Source organism: Pseudoalteromonas sp. AOP7-A1-14, from assembly GCF_052376275.1.
GTDB lineage: Bacteria > Pseudomonadota > Gammaproteobacteria > Enterobacterales > Alteromonadaceae > Pseudoalteromonas.
Genome location: NZ_JBQSVO010000025.1, coordinates 12,384 through 34,883, shown reverse-complemented (window position 1 = coordinate 34,883; position 22,500 = coordinate 12,384). Strand labels below are relative to the sequence as shown.

The window sequence follows — 22,500 nt, the reverse complement described above, 5'->3', positions numbered from 1 at the left end:
CATTATATTATGGGGCTTTTTTATACTACATTAATTAGCAAAAGTGATAGATAACAATGATAAAAATAACCCGTACTCTTGCTCACATTCTTTATCTACTGGTATTAGCTTGCACACAGTTCAATGCAATGGCGCAACCACTGCCAACCACTATCGCTGATATTCAACAACAGTACAAAGATGGTTCGTTAACTGCGGTTCAATTAACTAAAGCGCATATAGCAAATATAAAACAATTAAACCCGCAGTATAACGCTGTTATTGCCATCGACCCCTCAGCACTTAAACAAGCTAAACAACATGATGACCTGCAAACTCAAGGAAAGTGGGCTGGACCTCTACATGGTATAACCGTGTTATTAAAAGACAATATTGAAACGATTGGCCCCGTTGCGACTACCGCAGGTTCCCTCGCCCTTAAAAATAATATCACCAATAGAGATGCTACCGTGGTTAAAAAGCTACGTGAAGCCGGTGCGATTATTTTAGGTAAAACGAACTTAAGTGAATGGGCAAATTTTCGTTCGTCTTATTCGTCACCTGGCTGGAGTAGTATTGCAGGACAAACCAATAATGCGATCGATAGCAGTCGCAATCCGTGTGGTTCAAGTGCAGGCTCTGCGGTAGCCCTAGCACTTAACTTTGCTACAGTCACTCTCGGCACAGAAACTGATGGGTCAATCATCTGCCCTGCATCTGTAAACGGAGTTTATGCGATAAAACCTAGTATGGGGCAAGTATCGCGCGAAGGCATAGTACCACTTTCTAAGAGTCAAGACACGATAGGCCCAATGGCACATAGTTTAGAAGATGCTTTAGCTACACTTGAAGTTATTCAAGGCATAGATAAAAAAGATGCAACTACAAAAGACTATAAGCTCAGCAATAAAACGATTGAGGCCAAAAACAAGCTACGTATTGGCGTTTTAGCCCCTGATCGTTTTACTATCGAAACTCAGCAGTTATTTCAGCGCCAACTCAAAACACTAAAGCGCGCAGGCCATACAATAACCCCTGTTAGTATTGAGGGTGATCTAAATACCTTATTTATTGATGAATACTTTGTGCTTTTGTATGAATTTAAAGCAGATATAAATGCCTATTTAAACAATACGCCTACCGGAGTAAAAGTAACAAATTTAGCAGAGCTTATAGCTTTTAATGACAAGTATAAGCAACAGGTTATGCCACATTTTGGCCAAGACATTCTTATTCAGTCAGAGGCAATACGCCTTAACGCTGATAAGAATAAATACCTAAAAGCTAAGTCACGCTATAAACAATTAGCGCTAACAATGCTTAATAAAGCCTATACTAATATTGATGTCCTCATTGCCCCAAGCACATCTGAAGCTTGGAAAACAGATTTGATCAATGACGATAAACTTAAAGGCAGTACTAGCAGCACACTATCTGCGATTGCAGGCACTACCCATATAACTTTGCCGCTTGGTGAAGTAAATGGTTTACCGGTGGGGTTGAGCATATTAGCGGCACCCAACAAAGAGCAACATGCTTATACGTATGCTAAACAAATCAATCAGGCATTAAAAAGCCCGCTTAGTGGGCTTATAAAATAGTATCAGGTCGTTATTTCTTTAACGTTAACTTTTCGCCTTTTAGCGATTTACGCACATTAGAAATACGTGAGCGATTTTTAGCTCGCGCTTCACCCGTTGCTTGACCAGAAGGCTTATTAGAGTGACTACGGCGTAAGTGTGACGGTTTTTTACCGATTTTATCAATCAATACTTCACGATTACTCACTTCATAACCTGGCAAATATTCACGCTTAATTTTTTGGCCAATTAAAGTTTCAATTTCAAATAACATGTTTTCTTCTTCGCGGCTTACAAATGAAATTGCTTGGCCTTGTTTACCTGCACGGCCAGTACGACCAATACGGTGTACGTAATCTTCAGCAAGCCATGGTAAATCAATATTAACAACACGTGGTAAGTCATCGATATCAATACCGCGGGCTGCAACTTCAGTTGCCACTAACACACGTACTTTACCCGCTTTAAAATCACTTAATGCGCGGCGACGATTACCTTGAGTTTTATCGCCATGGCAAACACCGGCAGGAATACCATCAAGGTTTAGCTCTTTTACTAGCTCATCGGCGGTTTCTTTCATGTTTACAAACACTAGCACTTGCTGCCAATTTTTTTTACCTACAAGCTCAGATAATAACTCTTGTTTACGGCGTGCTTCCACAGGATAAACTACGTGATTCACAGTCGCGGCAGTACTGTTAGTTTGGTCAACACGCACGATTTCAGGCTGCTTTAATACTTTGCTTGCAAACTGTTTTATTGCTGATGGGAAAGTCGCCGAGAATAATAATATTTGACGCTCTTGTGCACAACTTTTTATTACACTTTGCATATCTGTGATAAAGCCCATATCAAGCATACGGTCAGCTTCATCAAGCACTAAGTGTGCAACCTGAGCAAGGCTTAAGTTACCTAAACGAATATGATCAAGTAAACGCCCAGGCGTAGCAACGACAATATCAACACCTTCTTTTAAGCCATTTTCTTGGCCTGCTAGACTTACACCACCAAATAAACACACAGTTTTAAGTTCTGTATACTTAGCGTAATCTTTAACGTTATTAGCAATTTGCTCCGCTAATTCGCGAGTAGGTGCCAATATTAATGCACGTGGAGCATTAGTAGCTGTATGCGTTACTTCTGAAAGCTTTTGAATAAGCGGTAACGAAAACGCCGCGGTTTTGCCAGTACCTGTTTGTGCACTAGCAAGTACATCTTTGCCTTTACGAACGGCAGGAATTGCACCGCGTTGAATGGGCGTAAGGGTGTGATAGTTAAGTTCATCTAACGCCTGGATAAGTTCAGGGGCAAAACTAAAAGATTTAAAATTCATGCTGTATAACCTTAGGCCACATAATCAAGGGTCGCAAATTATACAGCATCAACTAGTAAAGGGTTAGTTATAATTTCACTAAAGTGCCTTTTAATGCAACGCCTGCCATCAGCATCCCTGCACCACACTCATATTCGGTGCTACTAACAAACTCACGTTTTTTATAATAAGACTGAATATTTACAACTGCATTCATACCTTCTTTAACTGCGCGCTCCTGCAGCGCTTTTAACGCGCTTAGCATCACCCACTCACATGCTTCTTGATCACTTTTATTAAATGCGTTGGTTTTTTTATTAGTGATCACTTCACCATATTTACTACTATGAGCAGAGTAAGTTTGATCAGCAAAATACAAAGGAATATCCAATAACGCATTTTTTGCTTTCGTTGTTTCAAGTAATGACTGAATTGGGTATTTACCAATATCATCGCGCGCTTCAACCGCGGTTACTGTTAGTGTTGCTATGACTAAAAGTAAGCTCGTAATAAATTTCATGTTAATTTCCTTGTTGTGTATAAAATTTCCAAGCAACACCAAGGCCTAACGACACATTGCTGTTTTGTTTAACCAATGGGCTATGTTGCTGTTTACTATCTGCTAAGTGGTGATATTTAATAAAACCACCTAACCAATACTTTTTGCTATCAAGGTTTAGACCTATAGATAAGTCCGAACCTGAATACCCCGATCTGCTACTAAATTCACTACGTATTTCACTGCTATTTATCTGCGTTATACCATAATAATAATTCAAATAGCGGCTATCGGCAAAATTTGCATTTATGCTTATGCTTGTGGTTAATTGATATTTTTCATGGCTGATGAGCGGCGCTTCAAAGTAAATATTTGGACCATATCGCCAACCTGCATTAGTCACTGAGCCAAAATCAGTTGCTATGGCTTTTCGGGTAAATAAGCCAACATAAAAGTGCTTTGCCGTTTTAGGTGACCCTAAAAAGTAATAATTTAGTGAAGGTCCTAATTCAAATACCCAATCTAAGTCATCCATTCCCTGGCGGGCACGGTTATCTTTACTATCGACCGCTAAACTAGCCCCTGCTGATATATCTAAATGTAAATTATTGCTTTGCCATAAATAACCCGTAAAGCTATTTCGGTCTATATCTAGTTCATCACTTTGATAGCGAATATAGGGCATGGGTAAGATGTATTGTTCACTTTGCTCTGCGCCTAAATAATGCGGAATATCAGCCATGAACACACCACCACCAACTTCCAATTTAGATGCCGCAAAGGTGCTCGCGCAGCTAAAAATGAGCAAAGTGAATACCCAATATATTTTATTCACCCTGATAGCGCTTAAAAATAAGCGAAGTATTAATGCCACCAAAAGCAAAATTATTACTCATCACATAATTAGTACTGATTTCACGTCCTTGCTCTGTGATGTAATCAAGTGGGGCACAGTCACTGTCAATATCTGTCAGATTAATAGTGGGTGCAAACCAGTTATCGTTCATCATATTTATACTTGCCCATGCTTCAATTGCACCGCACGCACCTAAGGTGTGACCTAAGTAGCTTTTTAGAGAACTGATTGGTTTTGCACCTAGTGCATTATACGTTGCATGTGATTCAGCAATATCGCCACGATCCGTTGAGGTGCCATGAGCATTTACATAACCAATTTGATCTGCCGATAAGTTAGCATCTTGCAATGCCATTTCAATCGCTACCTGCATGGTCGCCGAAGTAGGTTGTGTAACATGTTGACCATCAGAATTACAACCAAAACCTACAACTTCAGCCAAGATCGTTGCACCGCGTGCTTTAGCGTGTTCATATTCTTCTAAAATTAAAGTGCCTGCCCCCTCGCCAATAACTAACCCATCGCGGCTTTTATCAAATGGACGAGGTGTTTTTTTAGGCGTGTCATTTTGTGTGCTCGTTGCATATAGTGTATCAAATACAGCGGCTTCAGTAACACATAGCTCTTCGGCGCCTCCTGCAACCATCAACTTTTGACGACTGAACTTAATTGCTTCATATGCATAGCCAATACCTTGCGAACCTGACGTACACGCAGAACTAGTTGTGATAACACGTCCTTTTAAGCCAAAGAAAACACCTACATTTACAGGAGCTGTATGGGCCATCATTTGAATATAACTAGTTGCTGTCACGCCATTCATGGAGCCTGAATCCATCATCCGTCCAAATGATACTAACGGCTCTGTTGAACCAATTGATGAACCATAAGACACCCCTGTTGTGCCGTCAGTTAATGCGGGGTGTTCTAAAAGAGACGCTTGCTCAAGCGCTTGCTCTGTGGCAACCGTAGACATCATAGACACTCGTCCCATTGAACGCACTTTTTTACGCGAGTAATGTGCAGGACGGCTAAAGTTATCAACTGGGGCTCCAAGATTAGTATTTAAGTTATCAATGTATTCCCAGTTTTGCATGCGTTTGACGGCGTTTTCACCTTTTATTAATGCCGATTTAAAATCGGCCCAATTGTCGCCTAATGCAGTGATTGACGCCATACCCGTTACAACTACACGTTTCATTAAGCCATCCCACCATTAACTTGTAGGACCTGTCGCGTGATATAACTGGCACCATCAGACATTAAAAAAGCCACTGCAGCAGCAACCTCTTCTGCGTTACCCATTCGGTTAGCAGGGATCATTTTAGTCATTTCTGCAATAGGTAGATCATCAGTCATACCGGTATCTATTAAACCTGGCGCAACACAATTTACCGTGATTTTTCGTTTAGCAAGCTCAACAGCAAGTGCTTTTGATGCGCCAATTACGCCAGCTTTAGATGCGCTATAATTGACTTGTCCGCGATTGCCCGCCACGCCAGAAACAGACGACATGGCAACTATTCGACCACCTTTACGAGTACGTACCATAGGCATAACAAGTGGGTGGAGTACATTATAAAAACCATCTAAATTGGTATGAATGACACTGTCCCACTCATCATCAGTCATCGCAGGAAAGGCTGTGTCTGCTGTAATGCCAGCATTACAAACAACCCCATAAAAAGCACCGTTATTCTCAACGTATTCATCTAAAATAGCTTTAGCGCTGGCTCTATCAGCAACATCAAATTGTAAAATATCAACATTAACACCTAGAGCCGCTATTTCTTGTTGTACTTGCTGAGCAGCTTCTAAACCTGAGCGACAATGTAAACTGATATCAAAACCATCTTTTGCTAACTGCAAAGCAACTGCTTTTCCGAGCCCTTTACTTGAACCGGTTACTAATACACGTTTTGACATTACATTTGCTCCGCTAAAAATTGTTCTGGGTTTTCAGGTTGAAATACATTTATTTTAGCTTCAACTAAAATTTTATCGGCTTGTTGAATTACGCAACCGAATGCACTTAAGCCATTTGCTTCGCTATAAAGCTTTTCTACTTTTATGGTTAGTTTACTGTTCAATAAAAATTCGTTGTTGTACATTTTATATTTACGACTACTAACTAAAAAACCAATTTCTACTTTGGCACCGCTATCAATGTGATTTGCATTGGCGTACGCGGCAATGGTTTGTGCCATATATTCAATACCAACATAGCTTGGCACGCTTTTAGTATCAGCGTCATAAAAGTTGCTCTGTGGTGAAATAGTTACTGAGCAACAACCATTATTTTCATCGTAACTATCTAAGCTATCGATTAAAATCATGGGTGCAGTATGAGGTAGAATAGTTTCAATTGGGTACACAGACATATCTTATAATCCGATTAATACACTAACGTTGTTGCCGCCAAAAGCAAATGAGTTTGACAAACACGTGTTAATTTTTGTGTTTTTCTTAGTACCTATCGGAACTAAGTTAATTGTGGGTAATGCAGCATCAGCTTCACCATCCCAAACATGTGGGGCGTAATCATGTCCACCAAGTAACAACCAGCATAAACCAATTTCAGTCGCACCAGCAGCGCCTAGTGTATGGCCAATCATACCTTTTGATGAGCTACAAGGTGTATCGGTACCAAATACTTCCGCCAGAGCAATAGCTTCCATTTCATCATTTTTGGGTGTGGCTGTACCGTGTAAATTTACATAATCAACATCACTTGCTTGATACCCTGCTCGCGCTAATGCTTGACGCATTGCAACAACAGCACCTTCACCTTGAGGGTGCGGCGCCGACATATGGTGAGCATCGCTTGATTCACCTACACCTAAAAGCTTCACAGCTCCGTGTTTTTGCACTATACACAAAGCGGCTGCTTCACCCAAATTGATGCCATCTCGATTACGACTGGATGGATTACTTATTGCTGATGATGTTGACGCTAACGCCGAAAAACCATTAACCGTCATGCCACACAAACTATCTACACCACCGACAATCGCTGCATCAGCAAGCCCAGCTGCAATCATTTCTTGTGCCGTAGCGAAGGCTTTGGCGCTAGATGAGCATGCCGTTGATAACGTTAAGGCAGGTCCTTCTAAATCAAGTGCAGTACGAATAAACTGTGATAAATTATCCATCTCTTGTTGTTGGTAATGGTACTCGCTTGGAAAGTCTCCCTGCTGTTGCTGTACAGCCATGGCCTGCTCACCCTGAGCGATTCCAGAGGTACTGGTACCAACAATCACAGCGATACGACTTGCACCATATTGCTGCTTTAACTCAGCGACGGGAACTTTTAACTGCTCAAGAGCACATGCTGCCAGTTGATTATTACGTGTTTGGAACTCAAGCGCATACTCATCCAGCAAAGGCAGCGGCGATTGCACAGCACCAACGTATATAGGCCCTTCATTTAGCAAACTATGATTTATAACAATGCCATCTTGGTTACCTGCTAACAGGTTACGTTTTATTGTTTTATTGTCGCCCCCTAAAGGGTTGACCATGGCGTAATGGCTAATAAATAGCGGTTGTTGCATATTAATATTCTTCTAATCGTTCTATTTTTAAACGGTAATTTTGTTCAAACTCTGTTACTTGAGTTAATGCACCATTATACGTTATTTCCCGTACTAATGTCTCATTACGGAAAAACTGCCGAGTTCGGTGCTGTCCATTTACCTGCTCTGTAACGTGAGTATTTACAAACATATTCGCTTCAAGTTGTGCTAATGGCCAAAATGCACTTTGCATATCATAAATAATTTTTTTGCCATCAAAATCTATTCCTAACGTATTTGTCGTCGTTAATTGCTGGGTTTGCGTATCAAACTGCAACTGCGTCAAGGGAACACCTTCAAACGTTAATGCGGCAACTTTAATCATCGGTGCTGAAAACTCTGTCGACACCAACATTGATTGATCTACTACGCCTGAAAACTGAAACTTTTCGAGCCAGCCACCTTCATCGAATCGTTCAGGCACTGGCATTAAATTAAAGAGCGCAGCTGTTTTTGGCTCCTTCGTTACTGATTGGCACGCACTTAATACTAGAGCCGCAAAAAGTAAAAAAGTAATTTTTTTGGAATTAGCAAATAACATTATTAACTAACGCTACGAGTGTTTTCTGGTTCACAAATTTGTTCCAGAATACGCAACCCCCGCTTTGTATTTTTAACAAACGGATTCGTTTTATCCCACGCATAACCTGCAAGTATTGAACAAACCATTGCTTTTACATCTGGTTGACCATCAGAAAAGAAAATAACTGACTGTAAGCTTGTGTCATACCAAGAGTTTACAAAGTACTTAAATACGTTTATTCCTTCACGTAGTGGTATTTCGTACTCATTTTGCCAATCAACTTGTTGGCCATTAAGCTCTTTTACGACTAGTTCAGAAGCTTCTACCGCTGACTTTAGTGCTATTGTAACGCCTGATGAAAATACTGGGTCAAGAAACTCACCAGCATTACCCAATAGAGCAAACCTATCACCATGAAGAGTTTTTACGTTTGCAGAATAACCACCAATGGTTCGCACCGGCGCAATAATTTCAGCGTCCGCTAGTAGCGCAGATAAATTATCATCTTCGTTGATAAAGTTAACAAGTGTTTGCTCAAGACTTTGATCTGGTCTTTCAATTTGCGCGATTTCCCCAATAACACCCACACTGATTGTACTATCGCTAAATGGAATAGCCCAATACCATACATCGGGGATCTGTGGATGAACGGTGATCAATATCTTATTACGATCAAACTTACTGCTATCAATATTGTCTTTAAAATGAGTAAATAAGGCTTTACGTGGGGTTAACTCACTGGGCTCTTCGAGGTCAAGTAAACGTGGCAGTACACGGCCAAATCCACTTCCATCTAAGGTAAATTTTGCTGTTATAGTACTTTTTTGCTGAGTTTTTATGTCGGTAACATCAAGATGGGTGACATCTTCAATTACTTTGAAGTTTGTTACTTGATGAGCAAATCGGATCACCGCTCCTTGCTTAATTGCTTCCTGTGCCAATAAATTATCAAAGCCAGCACGTTTTACCTGATAAGTAGTTCCTGGGCCTTCACTGAACTTTTCTTCAAAGTTAAAGTTAGTATGGTGGCCGCTACGATAAAAAGCAGCACCATCTTTAAATTGAAAACCAAGTTGCTGTGCGTTTTCTAGTAAAACATCAAGCATATTAGCTTGGCGTAAGTAATCCATTGACTGAGGTAATAAACTTTCACCAATTGAAAAGCGAGGAAACTCAGCTTGCTCAACGAGACAAACGCTTAACCCTTGCTGCATTAATAAACAAGCGGCTACTGAGCCTGAAGGCCCTGCACCAATGATAGTTACATCAAAATCAGTTGATGTCATGAAATGTTCCTTTTAGATACCAAAGTAAGACGTGGCGCAACAATAAACACCACCACCACACCGATAAACACGGTAAAACCAAATTGACGCACCGCTGGCGTTGAACTAGCAATTAAAATAGCAAACACAAACAACGAGCTAAGTGCTGAAACGAGTGTAGTGAGTGTTATTTTTTTGCAATTACCATGCTCTGCATAAAATACACAGTAATCTAAACCAAGAGCAAGAATAAGGATTCCCGCAACATAGTTAAAAACGGTTAAGCTGCCAAAAAATCCAGCACTCAAAGCAAGGGCGACTACAATAGCGATAATAGGCCTACTTATCGCTATACTGGCGCTAACAAACCCATAACGTAGCCAAAATACCAACATGGCTGCTGCCAATGCTAAAATATAAATAAACGTTAAATGCTGTCTAAACTGCCCTATTTGCTCACTAACCTCGGCTACTTTATCAACAAAAACAACCTCTTTGTAGTCATTTGAGATACTTTTAAGAGATGCTGTATTTGTTATATTTTGTAACTTTATAATACTATAAAAGCGGTTATTAACCTGCAGCCATTGGTTAGTAAATAGTGGGGCTACTTTAGTTTTTTGCCACATTGAAAAATTTATTTGCTTATAATCAGTTTGATGGGAGTTTGACTGCGCACCACCAAGTACTGCATTTAACTGTTCAAACAAACCGTTGTCTTGTGCGTTGCTTATAATTTTTTGAGAATACTTTTGAGCTGAAAGTGAAGGTAACCATTGGCTGATACTAGAATAAGCTTCAATGGTATTAGTTTTTATTAATTGCTCGAGCTTAGGTAATAATTGTTCCATATTTTCGAGAACCTGTTGTTCACTCTGCCCTGACACAAGCAAGTAAGGGCTATCCCACTCAGTATTAAGTACTTCGGTAATTTGATGTTGTTGTGCAATTAAATCATCTGACGTTTGGTAAAACTGACGTGGATCATCAACATTGTTTACCAAACTTAAGCCTGCTAACAATATCGCCACAAAACCAACTTGCCACTTTGCACTCAACCTTTTTTTCATAAAGAGTTGCTGGTATTGATTAAGAGTTTTAATAAATGAAGGCATCGTACTTGGCTTTTTAATAATTAAAGCCGCTAAACTAGGATAAACCAGTAATACGGTCAATAATGCACCCAGTAAGCCGGCCATCGTGAACACGGCTATTTGCTTAAATAGCGCCAGTGGTGTGAGAGCCAAAATAAAGTAACCCGCAGTAGTAGTCACAAAACCAAGTAGTAATGAGCTGCGAATATTTTTCAAAGGGTTGACTTTGTCAACGCGACTAAAACGCAGTTCACTTAAGGCATGAAAGCTATAATCTGCGGCAATGCCAATTAATGTTACGGCAAAAACCAAGGTCAAAATATTAACTTCAGTAAAGAAAAGTCGCAGCGCGGTGTAACCGTATAACATGCTTATTGAAATCACAAATAAAGTACATATAACGCTTAAAGCACTGCGATAAATCATTAGAATCAATAGCAAAGTAGCAATCACTGAAATACCACCAAATAATGCCATCTCAGATTCAGCACTCGCACTGGCATTTGCAGTAAAAAAAGCAGCCCCTGTTGCTAAGTAATCAATCCCCGCGCCTTCTTGGAAAGAGTTATGTTTAAGTTCAGTGACCTTATCGGCAATTTTTTTGGCTACATTTAAATCAAGACCTGTGCCATTACTTATAAAGTTAACCAGCACATACTGCATATGTTGACCAGCTTTATTATTGTATTCTGCAACGAGGTAACCATTATGATTTTTTAAATTAGAGGTGGGTAGCGTTTGTTGATTAAAATAATCAGCCAGCGCTAAGCTTTTATCCGCCTCCAATGTGGCGGAAACCCAAGGTGAGCCAATTTCATTAAGTAAGCTAAATTGGTATTTAAAAATTTCATCAGTATTTTTTGTTTTTAATAGCTGCTGATATTGTGGGCTGATAAATGCGTGTTGATAATCAAGATAATCCCCTACAATTGACCCAAGCTTTGGGAGTGAGTCAAAGTGTACCTTTACGTTGATACCATTAATACTTTCGAGCGTTTGCGCCGCTTTATCTGCATATTTAATAGCAGTAGTGCGATCTTGATGCCCCACCAATAACACATGTTGGCGCAACTGTCTTTGCTCAACTTGCTCCGTAACTAAGCGAGTTTCTGTATCTTGTTCAACTTTAAAAATTTGATTTATGTCGGCAATAATTGAAAATGACTTAAAAAGCCACAAATAACTCAAACCAGCTAATAAAGCGAGTAATTGCGCGCACCATAAAAATAATTTAGCGCGGGAGCTTAACGGCATCCATGTCACTTTGACTTAGCTCCTTGCTAATTACCTGCATAGTAATGTGTGTTTCATTATTTTGCTGATCGGTTATCACAATGCTTCGACTTACTTCGTCTTCAGCGCACAACTCAACGCTTGCAAAAAGTAACGCGACGTCAGATAACAACGGGATCAACTTATAGCAGTGAGCATTTAACGTCGTAACGTCCCAGTCAGACTCATCAATTTGACCACTCAATAGCTTAGCCAGTAATTGATTAATTTGCTTGTCTTTAGTCAATACTTGATAGCTTTTTTCGGGATCTGAACGACGATAAATCGCGCTGGGTAGCAGTAATAATTCACTACTAACAGGTAATCTGGTGTGCCAATAAACCTGCTGTTTATAAATCACAAAATGCCCTTGTGATTTAATTTCACGTTTTAAAAATTTAAAATGCTTGGCTTGGCTAAACTCACCTTTGCCTTGGTTTATCTGAAATTGACTAAAATCATTCGCAGATAAACCCGCACTTAAAAGCGTACTTGCACCGAATAGTATTACAACAAGTCTATTCAACATACGTAAGGACTTTGTTAGTAAAAATAGCTGGTGACTCAAACTGTAATTCTTGATCTGGAATATTCAAAGCAACTTGAATTGTGTACGCTTTGGTTAACACTTTATGAGTATCAAGACACTCTATACGATAATCAATTTTTATACGGGTTTCATATTCAACTAAATCTGCATGAATACGAATACATGAGCCAAACACAGCCGATGCTACATACTTTAAGCGCATATCGACAATCGGCCACATATAACCAGATTTTTCCATCGCATTATAGTTATAGCCAATCTTATCAAACAGCGCACAGCGGGCGTCTTCTATGTATTTTACATAGTTACCATGCCAGACAATACGCATTGGATCGACATCATAAAATGGCACGACCATATCAACGGCTGCACTCACTATCGCGGTGGATTTTTTCATATTAACCTTTTACCTTATTGATAAAGTGTCCAACGTTGAGCTTGAATATACTCAATTGTTTGACGTAATAGCTTATCAGTTGGGCGATCTTCTTCTAATAAATCAAAGAAGCTTGCTACATCATCAATCATCGCCTTGATTTCAGGGTTCAGAGCCGATTCATCAATTTCATTGTTAAGTATGCGAATACGAACACCTTGTACTGCTGCTAATAGCGTTGCCGCTAACACTTGCTCAGTTAACTGCAAAATACGTAAACAATCACGCGCTGCAATAGTGCCCATACTCACTTTATCTTGGTTATGACACTCGGTTGAACGCGAAAATACGCTTGCAGGCATTGTTAATTTCAATGCCTCCGCGGTCCATGCAGAACAGCCTATTTGAATCGCTTTAAAGCCATGATTAATAAAGCTACGTTCCCTTGATGCTGCACTTAGATTCGAAGGTAATCCATGGTTCATTTTAACATCAACCATGGTCGCAATTTGACGATCAGCAAGATCAGCTAAATTAGCAACACAGTTTTTCATCGAATCCATCGCCATAGCAATATGGCCACCGTAAAAATGGCCACCATGTAGTACATGTTCGCCAACGCCATCGATAATAGGATTATCGTTCGCGCTATTAAGTTCATTTTCAATCATACTACGAAGCCACGGTAGACTATCTTCTAATACCCCAATAACGTGCGGCGCACAGCGAATTGAATAACGATCTTGTAAACGGTGTGAGTTACGAGGATGTTCAACGTGATTTAAATCTGTTTGAATACGCTTAGCCACATTTTGCTGGCCCTGATGCGGCTTAACACTGAATAAAATGTCATCAAAGTGATTACTGTTTCCTTTAAGAGCAATACTCGCAAGGGCAGTAATACGGGTCATTAAACGACTCGCATACTCGCTACGATCATAAGCTTGGCATGCAAGTGCAGTCATAACCGCGGTACCATTCATAATGGCAAGGCCCTCTTTTGGGCGCAACGTAATTGGCTCTAACCCTTCGGCTTTAAACGCAGCTAATGAGTTAACGATTTTATCTTTATAATAGGTATCGCGTTCACCAATTAAACTACCCGCAACATACGAAAGCGGTGTTAAATCGCCACTTGCACCAACCGAACCTTCTTGTGGTATCACAGGAACAATATCGCGGTTAATCATTTCGACAAGTAGTTTAAGGAGATCCCAGCTAACACCAGAATAGCCTTGAGACAGCGAGGCTAAGCGGCTAGCTAAAATAAGCTTACCCTGTTCAGGCGTGAAAAAGTCGCCCAAACCACAACCATGAAAACGAGTTAAATGCATTGGCAACTCATTAACAAGCGCAAGCGGAATTTCTACAGTGCACGAGTCGCCATAACCAGTAGTTACACCATAAATATGGCCTTCATCTGCTAATAACTTATCTAAAAATGCCACCGCTGAATCAATTTTTTCAGCAAAATGGTCATCGCCAGATAAAGCGACCGAGCGGTTTTCTTTTACAACACTGATTATATCTTCAATTGTTATACGGCCTGCGCCAAATAATAGATGATTTAAATTATTATTGTCCATTTACTGCTTCTCCAGATATTTAGCTAGGCTTAGAATCTTTGTCGGTGGCTTTTTGCCAAAAATTAAAAAAATTGTACCATTGATACGGTGCTTTCTTACAATAAAACTCTAGCCGCTGTGCAAACCTCGTTGCCATAGCTTGAAAGTGCGCTTTGCGTTCTTTGCGACTAACTTTGATAGGATCTGCAAACTTTTCGATGTAGGTTTTATAACGTCCCTGCTCATTAAGACAAAACATTAAAAATACCGGACATTCCATTATCGTTGCAAGTGCAAAAGGCCCTTTACCAAACGCTGCATCTTCACCTAAAAATGGGACTTGGTGTACACTATTAGGGTTATTAACGGAGGTCCTATCTGCAAATATAACAACGGTTTCACCATCATCAATTTTCTGTTTTAACTTAATCGTATCATCCGGGCCAAAGTTATTAATATGAATGAAATTTACCACAGCCTCTTGATTTACTTTTTTTAAAAAATTATTAAATGATGGAGTATGTTCATTATAAGTAATTACATTTAATGGTCGCTTATTATCGCCCATACTAAAAATAGCGCGACAAACCTCCATATTTCCTAAATGGGCACTAAAAATAATAGCGCCTTTAGCTTGTGCTAACTCTTGGTAACCTTCAGGTGTAGCTATTTCAATATCTTTAATATTTACTTTGCCAAGCCATGCATCAAACTTATCTAAAATAGCCATACCAAATGAGAAATACAGTTTAAATCCTTGTTTAAACTTAGCCCACCCGGTGCGTTTACTTTCACCCATACTTGTATTGAGATTATCCAAGTAGTGCCAAATAGCTTGGCGTGATAATCGCCCTGAAACATAAAAATAAAACAAAACGGGCGTTAGTACTATTTTAAACAACCACTTACCAAATACTTTATAAATAAAGACCAGTATTTCAATACCAAATATTGAGCCACGTTCTTTTAACTGTGACCAATGAAAAGGGTTATCTGCAGCGCTTTTATCTGTATTGTTTTCCCCAGAAGCGTTTTTTTGTGACACGTAATAGTCCTATTTGAATTTATTAAAAAGTAGGCGCGGTAAACGACATAACATACCAAATACTAAACGTGTATGCATTTTGGAAATTAACACATTATCATCCCAAACATTAAAGTGTGACACGCCATTTTCAGGGTAATGAACTTTGGTTTTAATGAACTCAACCGGCGTACCTTGCCAAAATATTTTCACCATAACCTCAATATCAAAATCCATTTTTTTACCGAGCGTATTCGTTTTCATCAGTTTTGCGTAGGCTGCTAACGGATAAACCCTAAAGCCACACATGGTATCTTTTAGCTGTAATGATAATGTTTCAATATAAACCCAAAAATGAGTAATAAACCGTCCGTAATAGCGCCCTTTTGAAATAGTCTCATCGTAGATAGGCTGGCCGCTAACAAGTGCTTTAGGTGCTTGTTTAGAACAAGTTATTAACTGCTCAACATCGTTCAAGTCATGTTGGCCATCAGCATCCACTTGAATAGCATGCGTCCAACCAGCTTGGTGGGCATAACTCAGACCTGTTTGAACTGCAGCACCTTTACCGCCATTTTCAGTACGGCGTACCAACGTAACTTGTTTAAATTCACTATCGATTTGTGCAAGCACATCTTGGGTTTGTTGATTACTACCATCGTCGACTAAAATTATTGGCAAGTTAAAATCAACCAGTGCTGCAATGGTGTCATGGATCACTAAATGGTGATTATAATTGGGGATCACAAACCCATATATATCAGTCATCAATACTGGCTCTTATTCATCTTCGAAAACCACTTTACCTGATGCATGCTGACCATGTGAGGAGCTATAGCTAAAGCTATATTTATTCGTTTTAACTTTTTTGAGTTGTAATTGAATTTCGTAATTAGGCCGCACAATAATTTGAAATTTTAACGCATCAACTGAGACCACTTTTTTACAGTCGACATGTAAATATTCATTTAGGTAAAACATCACCCAATCAAGTTGCACAACTCCAGGTAAAATTGCAGCTTGTGGGAAGTGGCCTTGAAAATAATATAAATTTTCAGGGATCGTTAAATTTAATACCACATGCTCAGGACTTTGTTCAACTACATCACAAGCCGGCTTATATACAAAATCAGTCAAACATCGCCTCCAATTGCGCTTTATTAAGTTTACCTTGTGTGTTGTAAGGTAACTGGTCTAAATAACGATACTTTCTGGGTATCACTAAGGGTTCAAAAAATGTCTTTAGATGGCCTTTTAATGCTTGTGAAAACTTAAATTTTCCAAGCCTAGTTAGTGATTTCCTGCCCGCTTCACTAAGAACTAACACAGCGGCTGTTTCTGCGCGCTTATTAATATTATTAAGTAAAAGTACATAGCAATCAGCAACCCAAGCATGCTGATTTATACGCTGCGTAATTTCATCCAATGAACAGCGTTTTTCTTCAATTTTGACAATGCGATCAGCACGGCCTAATAAATTAAACTCCCCAACACCTATTAACTCGGCACGATCATCAGTTTGATACCAATCACCATTAGCCACATAAGGCGATGAGATTATCAGTCGTTGTAACTCATCAAGCTTTAATTTAATTGTAGAAAACACCTGCCATACTGAACTATTATTTTGCTTTCGCCATGCGATACCGCCAGTTTCTGTACTACCTAACACCTCAATAGGTGCATCTCCAAACTGCGCTGTTAACAATTCAGCTGCAAAGCTCTGCAATGGCCCGCCTGATGAAAAAAAAGCATGCAATTTATCTTTAACTTCAACTAACACATTATCTTGTACTAAACGGTGATAGTACGCAGGGCTGCTAATCAAAGTATATTTTTCATTATTCTTTTTACTGCTATTGTTCTGCACAAAATGGAGTAAATTTTCTGGGTAATCAAAGCTCTTTAAACATACATCATGGCCTGCATATAAAGGCCAAAGCACCGTATATAAAATACCATAGATATGTTGATGGGAAACGGTAGCAACAAAGACAGAGTCACTTACTTGTTCACTAAATTGCGCTTCAAGAGCGATAATTTCTAACAGTAGTTGCTCAAATGTCTTATCTATTGCTTTTGGGCTGCCCGAAGAGCCTGAGGTAAAAAACCGTATCGCTGTTTTTTCATCAATATCTAGCTCAGTGTCGGTCACTTCCTTTAATGATGGAGTGTACGTCACCTGTGCCTGCATCAGTTTCGCGTCTCCGGTAAATGCATCGGCATATTCGAGACACTGCGCTAACTGCTCTGGTTGACCATTTTGTGGTAGCACTATTGATTTTTTAGCAACTAATAACGCAAAAAACAATACGCTAAATTGGTAAGTATCAACATCAAATAGTAACCATGTTTTTTCGTTATGAGCCTCAAAAACACGTGCATGAGCAACAACTTGCTGTTGCCATAAAACATAGTCATGATTTTCGCAGTAAAAAAAAGTATTATTTATCGGCCATTTCATGGGGTTTATTTTTTGCCTTTTGCCATTTTCTGATTATTAGTTCTACAGCCATTAATAACCCCATCAGTAAATATGATACTAGGCCATTATAAGTTAACCATACTGTTGGGTTTGGGTGAAATACCGTTGCCGTTGCGATCAAACCATTTAGTACAAAAAAACCACACCAAACTTTTGTCACTGTTCGAGTATAACGTTTACCATTTTCATCAAGGTTCTCAAACCGACTCGCAATGATCTCTACGACACTAGGAGGACGATAAAGTGAATATAAAAACACCACTAAAAAGCAGCTATTGATAACCACTGGATAAAACTTTAATGCTAATGCAGAGTTTGCAAATGTTGCAAAAAGTAATAAGCTAAAACCACACGCTGTCACTATTTTAACATGGGGTATGGCCGCTTTATTATCTTTAACTAACCAGTATCGCACAACGATAACAAGCGCAAATACACCACCTACAAGTGCGGGATCACTGAATTGCAAACCAAAGTACACTGCAAATGGATATGCTAAAAGTAATCCTGCAAGCAACGCTTTATTCATTAACCGTCAGCTGTCATTAACTTTTCAACGGCATCAATTACATCTTGAACTGTTCTAACTTGTTTAAAGTCGTTTGGTTCGATTTTTTTACCCGTTTGTTCACGTAACTTAACCACTAGATCTACTGCATCAATGCTGTCTAAGTCTAAGTCTTCATATAAACTTGCTGTTCGGGTAATATCGGCGGCATCTATTTCAAAATATTCTTGCAGAATTTCGCTTAACATTGCAAAAATTTTATCACCGTTATTCATGTTTTCATTACTCATAGTTGCTTCCAAACAATGCAGCTGTTACTGCAAAAAATTATGCCCGTGTTGAGGCTATAAAGTCACACAAGGTTTTGACCGAATAAAAGTGCTTTTTACTGTCATCGGTATCTCCATCAATTTTTACGTCATACGCTTTTTTGATAGCAACACCCAGCTCTAGCGCATCAATTGAGTCAAGCCCTAAGCCATCAACAAACAGCGCCTCGTCATCGTTTATATCGCTAGGCTCAATATCTTCTAAATCTAATGTTTCAATAATTAGTTGTTTTACTTCTGTGCTTAGATCACTCATATTTCAATTTTTCCTCGTTAAAATAAGCTTGTAAGTCCCGCGTAAGTTGCCTAACTGTATTAGTAATTTGTTCACCTTGTAAGTAAGGCTCGATCAAGTAAACAGGCAAAACCCGCATTTTAAAGGTAAAGCGTCTGTCAGTCACCTGATACCACTTTTGTCCTTTGGTTAAAGTGACGGGGTTTACATCAATTAATACCGGCAACATATCAACCTCTGTCCGAAGTGCGATATTTGCAGCGCCACGTTTAAACTTTAATGCTGTTGCGGGTTTCGTTCTTGTGCCTTCAGGAAAAACAATTAAGTTACTCCCACGTGCAAAACTTTGTCGACACTGACCTAAAAAGTAATCAGGATCGGCGTCATTATTAATATAACCCGTGGCTTTCACAACCCCTTTTAAAAACGGGTTTTTCCACAAATCAGCTTTCACCACACAATCTGCATTGCGCACTATCGATATAAGTACCACAACATCAATTAATGACGGGTGATTGGCAATAATTAGCTGCCCTTTAGCACGTTTAATGGTATCAAGCTTATCTATATCCAAGCGTAATATTCCAACCAAACGCATATAGCCAACAAAAAATTTAAATGAATAATGTACAGCCGTGCGAGCAGCTTGGTTTCGTTGATTAATATCGCGATAAAGTAAACGTTGTATTGAAAAAACCAAGATAGATAGCACTAAACCGCCGCCACTAAATAATGCAAAAGCACTTCCCGTAGCAATAACCCGATATACTTTTATGAACTGCGATTTCATGTGCGTGTAAGCTGCCATTGATATCGCTTAGAAGCGGTATTTAATTGTTCATGATTGGAAAAGTAAAAAGCTAGAAAATCCAACGCCTGTAGTCGAGAATTTTCAGACTCTTTTTGTTGTGTGTGGCTTTTAAAATCTACACTATAGTTACTTTCTTCAGCGTTACTTGCTTCTATCAATAACCCAACGGCCACGTTATCAGCAGTTTGCTGTACATATTTTTGATATTGCTCAGGAACGGCTTGGTCGCTATATACATAAAGAATTCGTTGATAGCCATAAGAATACAGTTTAGATACTGCATCAATTAGCCCCATAAAAAAGCTATCTTCACCTGCAGAAACAGCCGATAAGGGCGCTTTATTTCCGGTATAAATACTAAATAACCCACCCACTGCATTATGAACTGACAAACCAAAGTGTGTAGGAGATAATGCGTCTTCACTGGCTACATCAGCAATAAGTTTACTGGTTTTATGTAAATCGCCATGGCGGGAGGAAAATACACTCGGAATATTGCCTTGAAAAGGTTCACTAGCCCCTAACGCGCAGTGTAATGTTAATTTTGCAAAAGGACTTAAGCGCCTACGCTGCATCGCAGGAACTTGCTTTAATTCAGGAAGTGTTAACGTTTTAGGTTCTAAATCACCCGTTTTTGAAAATGCTTGCCAATCTTCAGGACTTGACTTTTCGTCGCCCCAAGCGATGCATTGTTTTATGACAAATTTCAACGTAATAATCCTTATTACAAAGGTGATGACAAAAAGAAACTAAATTCTACAGTTGAGCTTGTGTTGATTCAAGAAAAACCCTCACTTGCCCCCACGTTCGCTGAAAAAACCATCACTTGCTATTATTTTAACCTTACATTGACGCTTTTTTGCATCTTCTTGCCACTCCAACATGATTGCTTGATCGACGATTTCTGCGTCCATATCAGTTTGTGCTAAGAACTGGTTTTTCGTCATTGCGTCTTTACTACTACCTAAAAATACATTTGGACCCGTAATTGAATAAGCACTTGCAAGATAGTAATTAGCAGCATTGCCAACACTTGCTACAAAACTAAGTGGCTTAATAGCGTTTTTATTTTTTACATCAATTAGCATTGACTGCATAAGCTCACTTGAAAAATAATCAGCGCAGCTATATAAACCGCAAGACTTACTTAATGTTAAATTTCCCTTCGCTCTATACACGGCCAATAAAGCAATTAATGTAAAGGTATCCATTCTACGAACGGGTAAAGCCGTTTCTTGTTTTATAAGGAGCCTAAGGCTTTTTATATCTTGGGACTTATCAATACTTACTAAACTACTTGCAAGCTCTTTCATTTATAACCCCTTATAACGCTGCAACACTAACGCAGCATTGTTACCGCCAAACCCAAAGTAATTGAACAAAAGTGTATCAACGTCTGTGAAATCACTTTTTTGATAAAACGGCCACATTAACTCATCACTATTTTTAGTGTACTCAGGCAATACATAATTTTTTTGTTCTAAGCACTGAGCAAACAATGCAATTTCAATTGCACCACATGCACCAAGCGTATGCCCGGTAAATGGTTTGAAAGCAATAATGGGTGGTTTTTTTTCAGAAAATAAAGTTCGTAATGCATTACACTCTGCATCATCATTACCAAGTGTCGCTGTGCCGTGAACCTTAATTAAGTCTATCTGCTCGACTGTGATCTTTGTTTGTAATAATGCATCCGTAATCACTTTTGCAATATGACTGCCATCTTCTTGTGTCATTGTTAAGCTATATGTATCACATGCGGATGCCCCGCCGAGTATTTTTAATTGGCATTGCGTTTGTGCTGAAGCTGATAAGTATAATGCTGCAAGCCCTTCGCCAAGCACCAAGCCAGAACGCTGTTTAGCAAATGCTGTAAGTCCTTTTTGGCTAATTAAGTCGAGCGATTTAAACCCCTCAACAGTCAGAGGGTTATAAAATTCACAGCCAATCACCAACGCGTTGTTTATTTTGTTTTGGGCTATTAAACGTGTGGCATATAAACATGCATTAGCACTGGCAGTACAAGCGGTGCTAAAAGTAAATTCCAGCTCATTCAAACCATAACGCTCAACCAAAGCTTCACTAATTTTGTCTGTAGTTGAGAGCCATAACTCATTCTCTTCACCGACATCAACAGCACTAATATCTAATGATGTAGATCCGAGAAAAAGATTTGTTTGTGCACGTTCTGCCTCAGTTAATTGCAGTTTATTAAAAAGCGGCAGTAATAAAGCATCAAAATAATCTAAAATGCCAGAAAAGTTACTACTGTCAATATCGTCTTGGAATGATTTAAACGTTACAGAATCGCCCTCAGCAGTCATCACATGGTTGTTTTTGCTGATGGCTAAAGGTGCGCACATGACTTCACTGGCATTTAAATATACATCCCGTAACGTCATTACTTAGCTCGCTCATTAACGATAAAATCAACAATTGTATCAATTGATTGTAAGTGTTTACGCGTTTCTTTAGAGCCTTCGACCTTAATGCCAAAATGCTCTTTTAAAACTAATGACAATTGTAATGCATCCAGTGAGTCTAAATTGATTCTTGATTTACTACCAAATAATGGCTCTGAGTCAATAATGTCTTCTGGTGCAAAATCATCTTCTTTGTCACACTCAGTGATAATCAGCTGCTTTAATTGTAATTTCATTTC

Annotated in this window: 26 protein-coding genes; 1 reads left to right on the top strand and 25 read right to left on the bottom strand. The window is 39.2% G+C overall.

The genetic code is table 11. From position 1 onward, the window contains the following. Positions 1-56 precede the first annotated feature (56 nt). Complete coding sequence (locus ACT3RM_RS06315) at positions 57-1,580, top strand: amidase family protein (RefSeq protein ID WP_441834584.1); 1,524 nt, start codon at positions 57-59, stop codon at positions 1,578-1,580. A 10-nt stretch (positions 1,581-1,590) separates the two neighbouring features. On the opposite strand, the gene ACT3RM_RS06310 is transcribed toward ACT3RM_RS06315, so the two are convergent. The 25 genes from ACT3RM_RS06310 to ACT3RM_RS06190 form a co-directional block, all read right to left on the bottom strand. Continuing rightward, positions 1,591-2,892, bottom strand: a complete 1,302-nt coding sequence (locus ACT3RM_RS06310) for a DEAD/DEAH box helicase (RefSeq protein WP_441834583.1) — start codon at positions 2,890-2,892, stop codon at positions 1,591-1,593. Positions 2,893-2,959: 67 nt separating this feature from the next. Then, a complete protein-coding gene (locus ACT3RM_RS06305; protein WP_441834582.1) occupies positions 2,960-3,391 on the bottom strand; it encodes an excinuclease ABC subunit A in 432 nt (143 codons plus the stop codon). Position 3,392: 1 nt separating this feature from the next. After that, complete coding sequence (locus ACT3RM_RS06300; protein WP_441834581.1) at positions 3,393-4,205, bottom strand: MipA/OmpV family protein; 813 nt, start codon at positions 4,203-4,205, stop codon at positions 3,393-3,395. After that, positions 4,198-5,427 (bottom strand): beta-ketoacyl-ACP synthase, encoded by a 1,230-nt coding sequence (locus tag ACT3RM_RS06295; protein WP_441834580.1) that lies wholly within the window; start codon positions 5,425-5,427, stop codon positions 4,198-4,200. Before ACT3RM_RS06295 ends, ACT3RM_RS06300 begins: the two co-directional genes overlap by 8 nt. Further along, positions 5,427-6,152 carry a 3-oxoacyl-ACP reductase FabG gene (fabG, locus tag ACT3RM_RS06290; RefSeq protein ID WP_441834579.1) on the bottom strand — a complete coding sequence of 242 codons (726 nt, stop codon included), beginning with the start codon at positions 6,150-6,152 and terminating at the stop codon, positions 5,427-5,429. The genes ACT3RM_RS06295 and fabG overlap by 1 nt, the downstream gene beginning before the upstream one ends. Beyond that, complete coding sequence (locus tag ACT3RM_RS06285) at positions 6,152-6,607, bottom strand: ApeP family dehydratase (protein WP_441834578.1); 456 nt, start codon at positions 6,605-6,607, stop codon at positions 6,152-6,154. Before ACT3RM_RS06285 ends, fabG begins: the two co-directional genes overlap by 1 nt. Positions 6,608-6,610: 3 nt before the next feature. Then, positions 6,611-7,780, bottom strand: coding sequence for a beta-ketoacyl-[acyl-carrier-protein] synthase family protein (locus ACT3RM_RS06280; protein WP_441834577.1), 1,170 nt, complete (start codon positions 7,778-7,780; stop codon positions 6,611-6,613). A gap of 1 nt (position 7,781) precedes the next feature. Further along, complete coding sequence (locus ACT3RM_RS06275; RefSeq protein ID WP_441834576.1) at positions 7,782-8,342, bottom strand: DUF3261 domain-containing protein; 561 nt, start codon at positions 8,340-8,342, stop codon at positions 7,782-7,784. A 2-nt stretch (positions 8,343-8,344) separates the two neighbouring features. After that, complete coding sequence (locus ACT3RM_RS06270; protein WP_441834575.1) at positions 8,345-9,610, bottom strand: NAD(P)/FAD-dependent oxidoreductase; 1,266 nt, start codon at positions 9,608-9,610, stop codon at positions 8,345-8,347. Continuing rightward, positions 9,607-11,937 carry an MMPL family transporter gene (locus ACT3RM_RS06265; protein WP_441834574.1) on the bottom strand — a complete coding sequence of 777 codons (2,331 nt, stop codon included), beginning with the start codon at positions 11,935-11,937 and terminating at the stop codon, positions 9,607-9,609. The genes ACT3RM_RS06270 and ACT3RM_RS06265 overlap by 4 nt, the downstream gene beginning before the upstream one ends. Next, on the bottom strand, positions 11,915-12,484 hold the full coding sequence (locus ACT3RM_RS06260; protein WP_441834573.1) for a hypothetical protein: 570 nt from the start codon (positions 12,482-12,484) through the stop codon (positions 11,915-11,917). Before ACT3RM_RS06260 ends, ACT3RM_RS06265 begins: the two co-directional genes overlap by 23 nt. Then, positions 12,474-12,902 carry an acyl-CoA thioesterase gene (locus ACT3RM_RS06255; RefSeq protein ID WP_441834572.1) on the bottom strand — a complete coding sequence of 143 codons (429 nt, stop codon included), beginning with the start codon at positions 12,900-12,902 and terminating at the stop codon, positions 12,474-12,476. The genes ACT3RM_RS06260 and ACT3RM_RS06255 overlap by 11 nt, the downstream gene beginning before the upstream one ends. A gap of 14 nt (positions 12,903-12,916) precedes the next feature. After that, positions 12,917-14,467: an HAL/PAL/TAL family ammonia-lyase gene (locus ACT3RM_RS06250; RefSeq protein ID WP_441834571.1), complete on the bottom strand. Its 1,551-nt coding sequence runs from the start codon at positions 14,465-14,467 to the stop codon at positions 12,917-12,919. A gap of 19 nt (positions 14,468-14,486) precedes the next feature. Then, positions 14,487-15,491, bottom strand: coding sequence for an LpxL/LpxP family acyltransferase (locus ACT3RM_RS06245; RefSeq protein ID WP_441834570.1), 1,005 nt, complete (start codon positions 15,489-15,491; stop codon positions 14,487-14,489). A 9-nt stretch (positions 15,492-15,500) separates the two neighbouring features. Continuing rightward, on the bottom strand, positions 15,501-16,238 hold the full coding sequence (locus tag ACT3RM_RS06240) for a glycosyltransferase family 2 protein (protein WP_441834569.1): 738 nt from the start codon (positions 16,236-16,238) through the stop codon (positions 15,501-15,503). A gap of 12 nt (positions 16,239-16,250) precedes the next feature. Continuing rightward, entirely contained in the window at positions 16,251-16,607 is a 357-nt protein-coding gene (locus ACT3RM_RS06235; protein ID WP_441834568.1) for an ApeI family dehydratase, read from the bottom strand. Continuing rightward, positions 16,600-17,934 (bottom strand): AMP-binding protein, encoded by a 1,335-nt coding sequence (locus ACT3RM_RS06230; protein WP_441834567.1) that lies wholly within the window; start codon positions 17,932-17,934, stop codon positions 16,600-16,602. Before ACT3RM_RS06230 ends, ACT3RM_RS06235 begins: the two co-directional genes overlap by 8 nt. Then, entirely contained in the window at positions 17,915-18,484 is a 570-nt protein-coding gene (locus tag ACT3RM_RS06225) for a hypothetical protein (protein WP_441834566.1), read from the bottom strand. The genes ACT3RM_RS06230 and ACT3RM_RS06225 overlap by 20 nt, the downstream gene beginning before the upstream one ends. Next, positions 18,484-18,738 carry an acyl carrier protein gene (locus tag ACT3RM_RS06220; protein WP_441834585.1) on the bottom strand — a complete coding sequence of 85 codons (255 nt, stop codon included), beginning with the start codon at positions 18,736-18,738 and terminating at the stop codon, positions 18,484-18,486. The genes ACT3RM_RS06225 and ACT3RM_RS06220 overlap by 1 nt, the downstream gene beginning before the upstream one ends. Before the next feature lie 52 nt (positions 18,739-18,790). Further along, on the bottom strand, positions 18,791-19,048 hold the full coding sequence (locus ACT3RM_RS06215) for a phosphopantetheine-binding protein (RefSeq protein ID WP_441834565.1): 258 nt from the start codon (positions 19,046-19,048) through the stop codon (positions 18,791-18,793). Beyond that, on the bottom strand, positions 19,041-19,817 hold the full coding sequence (locus ACT3RM_RS06210) for a lysophospholipid acyltransferase family protein (protein WP_441834564.1): 777 nt from the start codon (positions 19,815-19,817) through the stop codon (positions 19,041-19,043). The genes ACT3RM_RS06215 and ACT3RM_RS06210 overlap by 8 nt, the downstream gene beginning before the upstream one ends. Continuing rightward, positions 19,814-20,548: a beta-ketoacyl synthase chain length factor gene (locus ACT3RM_RS06205; protein WP_441834563.1), complete on the bottom strand. Its 735-nt coding sequence runs from the start codon at positions 20,546-20,548 to the stop codon at positions 19,814-19,816. Before ACT3RM_RS06205 ends, ACT3RM_RS06210 begins: the two co-directional genes overlap by 4 nt. Before the next feature lie 81 nt (positions 20,549-20,629). Beyond that, complete coding sequence (locus ACT3RM_RS06200) at positions 20,630-21,151, bottom strand: hypothetical protein (RefSeq protein ID WP_441834562.1); 522 nt, start codon at positions 21,149-21,151, stop codon at positions 20,630-20,632. Then, positions 21,152-22,240 carry a beta-ketoacyl synthase N-terminal-like domain-containing protein gene (locus tag ACT3RM_RS06195; RefSeq protein ID WP_441834561.1) on the bottom strand — a complete coding sequence of 363 codons (1,089 nt, stop codon included), beginning with the start codon at positions 22,238-22,240 and terminating at the stop codon, positions 21,152-21,154. Then, positions 22,240-22,497 (bottom strand): acyl carrier protein, encoded by a 258-nt coding sequence (locus tag ACT3RM_RS06190; RefSeq protein WP_444511347.1) that lies wholly within the window; start codon positions 22,495-22,497, stop codon positions 22,240-22,242. The genes ACT3RM_RS06195 and ACT3RM_RS06190 overlap by 1 nt, the downstream gene beginning before the upstream one ends. Positions 22,498-22,500: the final 3 nt, after the last annotated feature.